Here is an 11,998-nt window from a genome sequence, read left to right on the forward strand (position 1 = left end):
GTAAAATGATTTAAATATTGTTTTCATTAGGGGTATTAATATTTGTTCCTTATGGCAGTAAGATCTTTAAGCATAATTAATACCACATCTTGTTGCATAAATTTGAGTATTAATTTTATCAACTCCAAGGTTATTTTGATCTTTTCTATAAGATTTTTCTTATATTTCTTCTAGTTTCATATTATGAGAACTTATAAAATTAAAGATGTTGCACAAATTGTAGATGGTGCTAAACCATCTACCCAAAATAAATTGTTTTGAAATGGAGATATAACATGAGTAACTGCAGAAGATTTAAAAGAACTCAGCAGTAAATATATTTATACATCAAATAAAAAAATTACTAAAGAAGGCTTAGATAGTTGCTCAACTAAAATAATACCAATAGGAACAATTTTAGTTGGATCATATACACCTATTCGCTATGTGGCAATTGCTGGTGATGAACTTTGTACTAACAATAATGTTAAATCACTTATATGTAATGCTGATATAGTTGATAATGAATATATGTATTATTGAATTTTAGCTAAAAAAAAGTTGCTAGAGTTAATTTCCAGTGAATCAGCAGATAAAAAGTTAATTAACAAATTATTTAAAAATGTTAAAATCAACTTGCCAGACCTAAAAACCCAACAACACATAGTCAATATTATCAGTAGTGCAGATGATATAATACAAAATTTAACTAAACAAATTAGAATTTTGAATGATTTAGGAGTAAAAAAAATCAATTTATTCAATCAAGAAAATATTTTAGATAAATTAACTAATATTGCCGAATTTGAAGGTGGTTCTGAAGTTGGCTCATCAAATTATACTAATACTAAATTTAAGAATAGTATTCCTTTTATTAGAGTAGGTAATTTATTAGAGAATAATAATGATAATAATATATATATTAATGCTCATTTATCAACTAAAATAGCTACTTTTAATGATATTTTAATGGCATTAGTAGCTTCGCCAGGACGCAATAATATTGGATTATCTGGAGCTTATGCATCTGCTATATGAAAACTAAATTGTGATATTAAAAATAAAGGTTTAGTTTATTTTGAAATCAACAGTTTAATTAATAAAAAAATAATAGCTGATTATTATCAAGGAACAACTATTCCATACGCTGATAAGTCAATTGAAAATTTAATTTATGCAAAGATTAGTAATGAAAATAAAGAATTGTTAAATTTTTATTTTGAATTAATTTTACAACACAAAAAGAAGGTTAGCATTTTAAAAGATTTAAAAGCTAAACTTCTTGAAAAATATTTTTAAATTTTACGAATTAATTAACTGGCAAGAATAACTTGTTCTCTTGGTTTTTTTTAAGTATATTCTTGTCATTTCACTTAATTTATGAATGATTAATTTTATAAGTAAGATAATATCATTTGTTTTTCTAACAAGTTTACCAAAACTGTGCATGAAATGAATATAGATAAATTACATCTACATTCATTTAATATTTCAATTTAAATTTTTTATTTGGAGATCTATTCAATTAATTCTTATTTGTTTTAGTCTTTATTTAAAAACAAATAAGAATGATTTCTATTAATTATTTTATAATATTTAAATGTTTTCAAGTTAGTTTTTGGAATAAAAACCTGCTTGATTTTTATTGCTTTATTTAAAACTAAATATACACCGTTTACTTATAACTACTTATTAATTAATTCTAATCAATTTATTAATTTTATACTTCTGAATCAATATTCATTCCTTTATCTTACCAGAGTTAACCATAAGATATATTTGCCTAATCAATTAAATTTTCAAACAATCAAAGCACACTTCTGATAGTGTTAGTATTTTAAAAATCCAATATAATAAGAAAATTTACCTAATATTTAAATTTCATATTATTCAGAAAGGGTAAGATGCAAAAATTTCAAGAAAAACATATTGAAATAGCTATTATTGATTTATTAAAAGCTAAAGGATATCAACTAATAAATAATTATAAGAATAATTGAATTAAAAATAGAAAATTAGATGAATTCCTGAATGAAGATTTATTAAGAAATTCATTATTCAAAATTAATCCCAATGTAAACAAGCAAATCATCATCGAAGCAATTAACACACTTAAAAAGATATATAATCAACATTTATTTGAACTTAACTATGAGGTTCATAAAATCTTAACTGAAGGAATAATTATTCAAGCAAAAGATTTTATGATTAATCCAACTATTAAATTTCTTGATTTTGATAATGTTGAAAATAATATTTTTCAAGTTTGCCAACAAGTGGTATTTCAAGAAGGCAAAAACAAAAGAATACCTGATATTATTATTTATATCAATGGAATTCCATTAATAGTTATGGAACTAAAGAATTTTGCTTCAGATTCAGAAAATGCTTCTTTAGAAAAAGCTTTAGAACAACTTGGTGTTGATTCTGGAACTGATGGATATCGTTATGATATTCCAACTTTATTTAAATATAATGCTTTTTTAGTTATCTCCAATGGAGTTATTTCAAAAGTCGGAACCTTAACTTCTGATATTGATCGATTTAATGAATGAAAGAGTGTTGACGGTGAGAAAGTCTATGATGAAGATTATGCTTATAAAACTAATGTTTTGGTTAATGGACTATTTGATCATCATACCTTGCTTGATTTATTGAAAAATAACATCTTTTTTATTAAAGATAAAAATGGTAGACATAGAAAAATCATGGCACAATACCATCAATACTTTGGTGTTAAAAAAGCACTTAATAATATTGAAAAAGCTTTAAAACCAAATGGCAATGGTCAAGCCGGAATTATTTGACATACCCAAGGAAGCGGTAAATCTTTTTCAATGTTGATGCTTGCAAAAAGGTTATTAACTAATAAGACCTTAGATGTGCCAACAATTGTTATTTTAACAGATAGAATTGATTTAGATGAACAATTATATAAAACCTTTTTAAGTGCCAAAGATTTTTTAAAAACTAAACCGTTGCAAGCAACTTCTCGCATTGATTTATTAGCTAAAATAAATCAAGTAAAGCAAGGTAAAATTATTTTAACAAATATTTCTAAATTTGATAAAGATAATTTACCTAAAAACCATAGAAATAATATTATAGTTATAGCTGATGAAGCTCATCGCTCTCATTATGGTTTAAATCCAACTTACAAATTTAAAAAGAATCAAGAAACTAATGAAATAGAAGAAGTTAACATTGAATATGGAATTGAAAAATATATTAGAGATGCATTGCCTAATGCAACATATATTGGCTTTACTGGAACACCAGTTACAACTAAATATAAACAAACCACTGAAGTTTTTGGTGAAATTATTGATACATATGATATGACTCAATCTATTAGTGACGGTTCAACTGTTAAAATATATTATGAATCAAAAATAAATGTGATCAAGGCAAATGAAGCTAAAATTAAAGAAATTGATAATTTTTATGATAATATTATAAAACTATCTGATCAAGGAGATGAATTATCGGTTGAAAAATCAAAACAAGAAATGTCAACACAAAACGCTATTTTAGAGAATGATAGTGTTGTTAATTTCTTTGCTAAAGATATTTTAAATCATTATAATGACCGTAAAGAAATTTTAAATGGAAAAGCAATGATTGTTTGTCAAACTAGAAACCTAGCTTGAAAACTTTACAAAGCAATTTCGAAACTAGATGAAAAAATTAAAGATCAAACAATTTTAGTAATTACTGAATCAAATAAAGATACACAAGAGCAGCGCTCTTATTTTGGTAATTCACAATATCGCAAAGAATTAGCAAAGGAATTCAAAAAAGATACTTCTAAATACAAAATTGCAATTGTTTGTGATATGTGATTAACAGGTTTTGATGTACCTGACTTAGATGTAATGTATTTTATAAAACGTCTTAAATCACATAATTTAATGCAAGCAGTGGCTAGGGTAAATAGAGTTTACCCAGGTAAAAAATATGGTTTAATAGTCGATTATATGAACTTGAGAAATTCTCTTGATAAAGCTTTAGGTGAATATACTGCAAGAGACAAAACAACTAATTTTCAAGACATTACAAAACGTTTTTATGAGGATTTTAAAGAAACTTTAACTAAGCTCAATTATAAATTTGCTTCAGTTGATAGACAAGGATTTTTTAACAAGGATGCTTCAACTGTATTTAATGCAATTCAACTAGGAGCTGAATTTATACTTAAAGATAAAAATAATTCTAAAGAATCGTTTTTATCTGATACTTTATACTTAAGAAAAACCTACTGATTTTCACGACCTCATGTTTCAGAATACGAAGAACAAGAAGCACAATATTATTTAGTAATTAGACTTTATTTGCTTAATTTAGAGCGTAGTTTAAGTGTTCTTTCAACCAAACAAATGAATGAATATGTGCTAAATTTACTCAATGATGCATTAAAAGGCGATGAAATAACTGCATTAAAATCAAATAATGATGATAAGGAAGGAAATATTATAAATTTATTAGAAAAAGATAAAATTGAAACTTTAAAACAATCAAACCCTATAGATTTTAAAGAAATGTTTAAAAAGTCACTTCAAATATTAATTGCTGTGTCAGGTCAAAGAAATGACTATTCAAAACAAAAAAAATATTCAGAACGATTTTGAAAAACCCTAGAAGAATTAAATTCAGGTGATTATGAATCTTCCAAAGACAGTTTTGCTACTTTCAATAATTTACACAGTGAAATCTATAGTGATGAAAAACAAATGCAAGAACTAAGTATTTTTGGTCAAGAAAAAGCTTTTTATGACTCTTTAGCTCGAGATAAAAATATACTGCAATTTATAGATGATAATAAATTAAAATTGATTGCAACTGAAATAAAAGATGTCGTAAAAGAAAATAATAAAACTGATTGAGATAAAACTAAAAGTGGCAGAGCCAGAATGCGCAACGCAATAAAAGAATGTTTAAGAAAATATAATTATCCAAATAATTACTTTAACCAAGCTCTTGAAGATATAGCAAAGCAAGTTAAACATTTTTGAAATAGCGAAAACTTAGAAAATTTCAATTCAAATGATATTAATGCTCCTGAAGATGCTATTATTGCTTTAACTAATTCTTCTACTGAAATGTATCATCCTGATGAAAAACAAATGCAAGAATTAAGTATTTTTGGTCATGAAAAAGCTTTTTATAACTCTTTAGTTAGTCATAAAAATATACTGCAATTTATAGATGATAATAAATTAAAATTGATTGCAACTGAAATAAAAGATGTCGTAAAAGAAAATAATAAAACTGATTGAGATAAAACTAAAAGTGGCAGAGCCAGAATGCGCAACGCAATAAAAAAATGTTTAATAAAATATAATTATCCAAATAATTACTTTAACCAAGCTCTTGAAGATATAGCAAAGCAAGTTAAAGATTTTTTTGGTGGAGATGAAGTAAGAAGGAAAATCTAGGTTAACCTAGATTTTTTTATTTTTCTTATTTTGAATATTTTTTAGTAACAATGTTATCTCATTAAAAGTTTTGTAAGAAATTTTTTTCTTATACCAGAACCATATTCAGAATAATAATAAGTTTTAAGTAAGTTGGTTAGATTTTAATTAATTGTTTAAAATAAATTCAAATATCTTGACAAACTTTCATTTCAAAATTTTTCGTTGTTACTGACTAATGTAAAAAAAGTTAACATTTTCATATACATGGAAAAAATATTCGGATAAAATCCGAATATTTTTAATATAGTGAAAAAGAGGTATTTATAGACATTTAAAGACTAAAGAATGAGTCCAAATTTTTGACTTATACAATAAATATTTGAACTTGACTATAACTAAAGCAGAATTTGAAAATTACTGTTTTGATATTAGAAAAGCATACTGAAATAAAGAATCACTGAGAAATATGTTAAAGAAAAGAAAATTATATCATTTAAATATGAACATAGAATCTCAAAGTGGTAAATCACCTAAGAAAGATAAAGGTGTTGGAAGAAAGATAAAGAAAGTTCTTGATTATACATGAATTGATACGCTTAAAGATGATGAAAAAGATGCAGTTATAAAATACTACTATCGAATCTTTAATGAAAATAATATTGATGCAGACATTAAAGAAATCGATAATCTTTCATCAAAAAAAGAAAGCAAACATTTTTTTAATAGCAAGATCTACACATTATGAGAAATTGAAACATAATCATAAAGCTAAAGAGTTAAAGATTAAACATAAAGAAATAATTTTTCAAAGTTTTGTTGAAAATAAAGAGAGGTATGGACGTAGAAAACTTGCTAAATATATTTTCCAAGAATACAATATTGACATAAATCCTAGAACCCTAGGAAATTATATGAAAAAGCTTAAATTGAAACATTTGTTAGACAAAAACGTAAAACAAAAGAGTCTAAAAATACATGTGTTAAAGTGCCTGATTTAGTAAAAAGAGATTATAATTAATGCAACGATAATATATATGCAACAGTCGTAACCTACATACCAACAACAAAAGATATTAAACAGAATCACATTTATTTATCAGCAATTATTGATCACAAAACTAAGTTTGTGACCTATGAATTATCAGTTAAAAATGATAACGAACTAGTTTTGAATAATATCAGTAATACAAAATTTAAAAATTATTTTATTTTACATTCTGACCATGGTTCTGCTTACTCATCACTTGAATATACTAAAAAATAGAATCCCTAAAAGGTAGAATATCAATGTTAAGAATTGGCAATAGTCTTGATAATCGTGAAATCGAGTATTTCTTTTCCATTCTTAAAAGCGAGATTTTCCCAAATTTTGAACAAACATGTAAAAGATTTACTTTTATTGAAATATCAAAAATTAAAGAATTTAGAAACTGATATAACTATAAAAAAATAAGATAAAAAACCTTCCCCAACCATACCATTTGGCTAAGCCAAAAGGAATGGTTGGGGAAGGTAAAATTTGCCGGAAAAAATTTCCCAGTTTAAATTAACCACAGGCATATAATTTTAAACAACAAAGATAAAATATATTTGTCATACTATCTTTTAGTTATTTATGTGTTAATGAATTAATAAGTGCTGAAACAATTGTATTACTAAATAACTTAAAGAATGGGGTTAGTTTACTATTATTAATTTTTTTACCTAAGTAAATTCCTATAATATTATCTTTATATATTAGTGGTGAGCCAGAAGATCCACTATTGTATTCAATGTCTTTGACAAATAACAAATTTGGTTCTAAAAATTCACTTTCTTTTTCTTTAAGGTAAAAAAATAAATTATGTGAACTTTGATTAAAATTATCATCTAACAATGTTACAAAACCAAGGCTATACAAAAAGTTTGTTTGAGTTATTTTATTTTCAAAAGAATTAAAATTTAAATTTTTATTTGTAGTTATATTATTAAATTCATATGTTTTATTTATTGTGAATATAGCGATATCTTCATCTTTATTGTCATAAATAATAGTTATTTTAGAATTTAAATTTATTTCTTTTTTTATGTTGTAAAACTGTATTAATTTTAGTGATAAGTTGTACACTGTAGATTCATTTATATTTAAAGCTTTAAATGAATGTGATGTAGTTAAGAAAATCAATTTATCTGCATCTTCTTTAATTAATGTACTTGTAAATGTTGTTTTGATTTGATTATTATTGTAAATATTTACGTTAAATACGTTTTTCTTGACATTATTAATTCGGCTTGCTGTAATTATATTTGATGAATAAGATATTGCGCTAGTTATAGAAAAAAGACTAGCTGCAAAAAAACATAAAAATATTTCCAATTTTTACTTTTTTCATATGTATATATTATATATGTAATTGAGAAATTATAGTAAGAATTTCTCGCTGAGCTGATTAACTTATTTCTGGTTTAATTTCTATTCTATATCAAAAATGAAAAGAAGCTTATATTCATGATTTTCGGACAAAAAATATAAGAATTATAATTTTATATTTTAAATATAGTTTCCAGCTGGAGCATCTATTTATAATATTTTCAGTACTAACAATAATAAGAATTTTTGGTTTAAAATACACCAACCTTCTAATATTTTAGAAACGTTTTTCCTTGCACTGTCTTTAAGGTTCTTTAAAACTCTGGTATAATATATATGGTAATTATATTCCAAAAAATAAATACATAATTACCAATAAGGAGCCTATTGAAACCAAAAAATAAACTTAAATATTGGTTATTCCCTATTTTAACTATAAGCTCCGCTGCAGTTATTGTACCAATAGGGAAAAATAACCCAAAACTTACAAAAAATGAAAATATTAATTCAAAATTTTACGAGATTATAAACTCTTCAACAATTAGCAATTCAGACAAAGGAACCGCCACCCAAAATGGAATTGGTGTTAAACGGTTTGATATTATTTTCAAAGGTACTTCCCATGTTGATCTTGAAGATAAGGTTAATGTTATAGCAGAAAATTATTTAAAAACTACTAAAAAAAACTTAGTTTATGTTACAGGACAATATTTAAAGACAATTTCAATAGCTGTAACTGAGAACAATGACTATGAAACTCTTAAGCAATCCTTAGGCAAATTTGCTCTTAATGATGAGGATGTATCAAGTTTGTACGGATTTAATACAGACTATACATTTAGCGATTTCATTCAGAATAAAATTAAACAAAGCTCAATAGTAAGCACTGCTACTAAAATACCACCCCGCCTAAACCCGGAAATAGCTTTTGATACTAGGCCTGTATATAGCAATTATCATTTATATGAGTTGGTTGGCTTAAATAAAGATGTAATTTATGCCCATTTTAACGAATATGTAAATAAAAATCCTATAAAAGTTGGAATTTTAGAAGCTAAAGGTGTAATTAATAATGATGAAACTCCTTTTTACTGAAATAAAAAATATGGTAATGGAGCACATTGAAGAAATGAATGATTTTACACTGAGTCATATAGTAATCATGCTAATAATGTAGGTGAAATTTTAGTTGGCCAAAAAGGTATAAATCCAACAGCTACTTTATGAAGTGTTGAATTAAATACTCACTGAAATGGTATGGCAGGTGAAATGAACTTTTTCTTAAGTAGAGGTGTAAAAATTATAAATAATAGTTGAGGTTTTACAGATCCAAAAAATGATATACCTAATCAGGTTTATAATTCTAATTCTAGATATTTTGACGAATTAATTAAATCAAATCCTGAAATAGTTAATTTTATATCTGCTGGTAATAATTATTCAGGAATAAATACTGATGAACTAAAAACGGATCCATATAAAACGTTAGCGGGAACTGGTTTATCTAAGAATAGCATTGTAGTTGGTGCTATTAATGATGATTATTGGCAAACTAAAACAAGTTATAGCCAAGTTGGAAGTGAGAATAATTACTTAACAGCTGTAGCCTACGGTGGAGAATATAATTTTTCTAGTAAAACAACTAAGGAAGTAGATTTTAGTGGACATGGTACAAGTTTTTCAACTCCAGTCATTACTGCCTTAACATCAATGGTTATTCAAAGAAATCCATATTGATTTAACTTAGGATATGATTCAATAATTGCTAAATCTGCAATAATTTCAGGTTCTGTAAAACCAAGATACACAAATGCTATTTATACTAATGAAACAGGGTTTGGAATACCTCAGTTTGAATTTGTGGATCAAGCTGTTAAAAATCTTAAATACCATAAAAAAACGGGACCCAAATTTACCGCAAACCATAGCATTTATTTGAATAAAGGAGATACAATTAGAGCAAATATTTCATGATTAGCAGAAGTAAGTAATAAACAAAATATAGTTGATTTTGATTTAAAAGTTTACGATCCGGGTAATTCTTTATTAACATGATCTACTTTAGGTGAGAGAAACACAGAAACTGTAGAATTTACAGCCCAAAAAAGTGGATATTACAATTTCAATCTTATAAGATACGATAGTAATGATATAAAAAGGGATTTAGCATTCACATATGCGATTAAAAGAGCAAAAAACTAAAATTAAAAGATTATTTTGGTTGTTCAGTATTCCTGCCCCAGCTTTGGCTACACTATCTGCAGTATCTTGTTCTAATACAACAAGTAAACCATACTTTTCAGAATCAAAAACAGACGGGGGTCAAAGAGTGGTTAGATTTCATTATCCAAATAGTGCACCTGATTATGAAAATGCCTTATGATCTTCAGTTTTCTATGACGAAATTGAAAAAAGTGTTATTTTTGATGATGCATTTAAGAACGAACACGCAGAAGCTATAAAACAGTATAAAGATGCTTATAATGAATATCATAAACCAATAACCTATTATGATAAAAAAGATAGCGATGCAAAGTATGCAAAATTAAGAGATGCTCAAAAAGAGGTTATTGATAAATGGCAAGCAAAAAATATAAAAATTAATAAAAGTAAGATATTTAGTTTAATAAACTCACAAGATGATTTATCTTCTGATAAATACATTGACATTAAAGATATTTTTAAAAACATTGATTTTAGTAAATCTTCAATCTTAGTAATAAATGGTTTGAACTACGTAACAAACACTTCTAATTCCGTTGTAAAGGGTTCTGGGTATTGAATTAAAAAAATCGATATAACAAATAATTTGATTAATCTCCAGTATAAATGGGTAGAAATTAGAGAAAAAGGTTCAAGAAGTGCTGCAGAAGATCAAGTTTTAAGTGGTACATCAACGGTACATTACATAGTTATCGATAAACTTTCAGATATTAAAAAATACGATTTTACATTTACCAAAACTTAATATTACAATAATTTATTTATAATAAGGTTAGCAAGATAATGTTAACCTTTTTCATTATGATAACTTATCTTTTTATCACTCATTTGTGCATTATATAATTGTTTTAAGATGATTAAAGTGTGCGAAATTTAAGCAATAAAATTTTAGCTTTGTATGTGTTAAACTAAGTAATATTTATTTTTCGTAAAATACCTCAGAAAACCTAAAAACAAAAAATAAAATAAACTTTGGTATATTTAAAATGTAGTTTTTATGTAACAACGCTTGAAAATAATCTACATAAGTAAAAAAAAGAAAGGACACAAAACATGAAATTATACAGGGAAAAAATATTCGGATAAAATCCGAATATTTTTAATATAGAGAAAAAGAGGTATTTATGAGACATTTAAAGACTAAAGAATGAGTCAAAATTTTTGACTCATAGGATAAATATTTGACTTGACTATAACTAAAGCAGAATTTGAAAATTACTGTTTTGATATTAGAAAAGCATACTGAAATAAAGAATCACTGAGAAATATGTTAAAGAAAAGAAAATTATATCATTTAAATATGAACATAGAATCTCAAAGTGGTAAATCACCTAAGAAAGATAAAGGTTTTGGAAGAAAGATAAAGAAAGTTCTTGATTATACATGAATTGATATGCTTAAAGATGATGAAAAAGATGCATTTATAAAATACTACTATCGAATTTTTAATGAAAATAATATTGATGCAGACATTAAAAATATTATGAGAAATTGAAAGACAATCATAAAGCTAAAGAGTTAAAGATTAAACATAAAGAAATAATTTTTCAAAGTTTTGTTGAAAATAAAGATAGGTATGGACGTAGAAAACTTGCTAAATATATTTTCCAAGAATACTATATTGACATAAATCCTAGAACCCTAGGAAATTATATGAAAAAGCTTAAATTGAAACATTTGTTAGACAAAAACGTAAAACAAAAGAGTCTAAAAATACATGTGTTAAAGTGCCTGATTTAGTAAAAAGAGATTATAATTCATGCAACGATAATATATATGCAACAGTCGTAACCTACATACAAGCACCAAAAGATATTAAACAGAATCACATTTATTTATCAGCAATTATTGACCACAAAACTAAGTTTGTGACCTATGAATTATCACAAAAAATTAAAGAATTTATAAACTGATATAACTATAAAAGAATAAGATAAAAACCTTCCCCAACCATTCCTTTTGGCTAAGCCAAATGGTATGGTTGGGGAAGGTAAAACTGTCCGGAAAAAATTTCCCAGTTTATCATGTT

General features: G+C 25.4%; 11 protein-coding genes. 10 read left to right on the plus strand and 1 reads right to left on the minus strand.

The genetic code is table 4. From position 1 onward, the window contains the following. The first annotated feature begins 183 nt into the window (after positions 1-183). From EXC44_RS00185 to EXC44_RS03965, 5 genes are all read left to right on the plus strand, one after another. Entirely contained in the window at positions 184-1,278 is a 1,095-nt protein-coding gene (locus EXC44_RS00185) for a restriction endonuclease subunit S (RefSeq protein ID WP_129620856.1), read from the plus strand. Positions 1,279-1,883: 605 nt separating this feature from the next. Beyond that, positions 1,884-5,414: a type I restriction endonuclease subunit R gene (locus tag EXC44_RS00190; protein WP_129620858.1), complete on the plus strand. Its 3,531-nt coding sequence runs from the start codon at positions 1,884-1,886 to the stop codon at positions 5,412-5,414. 481 nt (positions 5,415-5,895) lie between these two features. Next, positions 5,896-6,156, plus strand: a complete 261-nt coding sequence (locus tag EXC44_RS03960) for a hypothetical protein (protein WP_223213736.1) — start codon at positions 5,896-5,898, stop codon at positions 6,154-6,156. After that, positions 6,059-6,394, plus strand: a complete 336-nt coding sequence (locus tag EXC44_RS04075; RefSeq protein WP_334295153.1) for an IS3 family transposase — start codon at positions 6,059-6,061, stop codon at positions 6,392-6,394. Before EXC44_RS03960 ends, EXC44_RS04075 begins: the two co-directional genes overlap by 98 nt. 128 nt (positions 6,395-6,522) lie before the next feature. Then, complete coding sequence (locus tag EXC44_RS03965) at positions 6,523-6,660, plus strand: hypothetical protein (protein ID WP_223213737.1); 138 nt, start codon at positions 6,523-6,525, stop codon at positions 6,658-6,660. 345 nt (positions 6,661-7,005) lie between these two features. On the opposite strand, the gene EXC44_RS00200 is transcribed toward EXC44_RS03965, so the two are convergent. Next, positions 7,006-7,752: a hypothetical protein gene (locus EXC44_RS00200; RefSeq protein WP_129620860.1), complete on the minus strand. Its 747-nt coding sequence runs from the start codon at positions 7,750-7,752 to the stop codon at positions 7,006-7,008. A 381-nt stretch (positions 7,753-8,133) separates the two neighbouring features. Between EXC44_RS00200 and EXC44_RS00205 the strand changes: the two genes are divergently transcribed. The 5 genes from EXC44_RS00205 to EXC44_RS03975 all read left to right on the plus strand — a co-directional run bounded on the left by EXC44_RS00205 (position 8,134) and on the right by EXC44_RS03975 (position 11,906). Beyond that, positions 8,134-9,948 (plus strand): S8 family serine peptidase, encoded by a 1,815-nt coding sequence (locus EXC44_RS00205; protein WP_129620862.1) that lies wholly within the window; start codon positions 8,134-8,136, stop codon positions 9,946-9,948. Further along, complete coding sequence (locus EXC44_RS00210; RefSeq protein ID WP_129620864.1) at positions 9,923-10,714, plus strand: hypothetical protein; 792 nt, start codon at positions 9,923-9,925, stop codon at positions 10,712-10,714. Before EXC44_RS00205 ends, EXC44_RS00210 begins: the two co-directional genes overlap by 26 nt. A gap of 555 nt (positions 10,715-11,269) precedes the next feature. Beyond that, on the plus strand, positions 11,270-11,491 hold the full coding sequence (locus EXC44_RS03970) for a hypothetical protein (RefSeq protein WP_223213738.1): 222 nt from the start codon (positions 11,270-11,272) through the stop codon (positions 11,489-11,491). Further along, the gene (locus EXC44_RS04080; protein ID WP_334295154.1) at positions 11,461-11,709 is read left to right on the plus strand and encodes an IS3 family transposase; all 249 of its coding nucleotides are present in this window, start codon (positions 11,461-11,463) and stop codon (positions 11,707-11,709) included. The genes EXC44_RS03970 and EXC44_RS04080 overlap by 31 nt, the downstream gene beginning before the upstream one ends. Beyond that, positions 11,697-11,906, plus strand: a complete 210-nt coding sequence (locus EXC44_RS03975) for an IS3 family transposase (RefSeq protein ID WP_223213739.1) — start codon at positions 11,697-11,699, stop codon at positions 11,904-11,906. Before EXC44_RS04080 ends, EXC44_RS03975 begins: the two co-directional genes overlap by 13 nt. The last annotated feature ends 92 nt before the right edge of the window (positions 11,907-11,998 follow it).

This window comes from Mycoplasmopsis bovirhinis (assembly GCF_900660515.1).
GTDB classification, from domain to species: Bacteria; Bacillota_I; Bacilli_A; order Mycoplasmatales; family Metamycoplasmataceae; genus Mycoplasmopsis; species Mycoplasmopsis bovirhinis.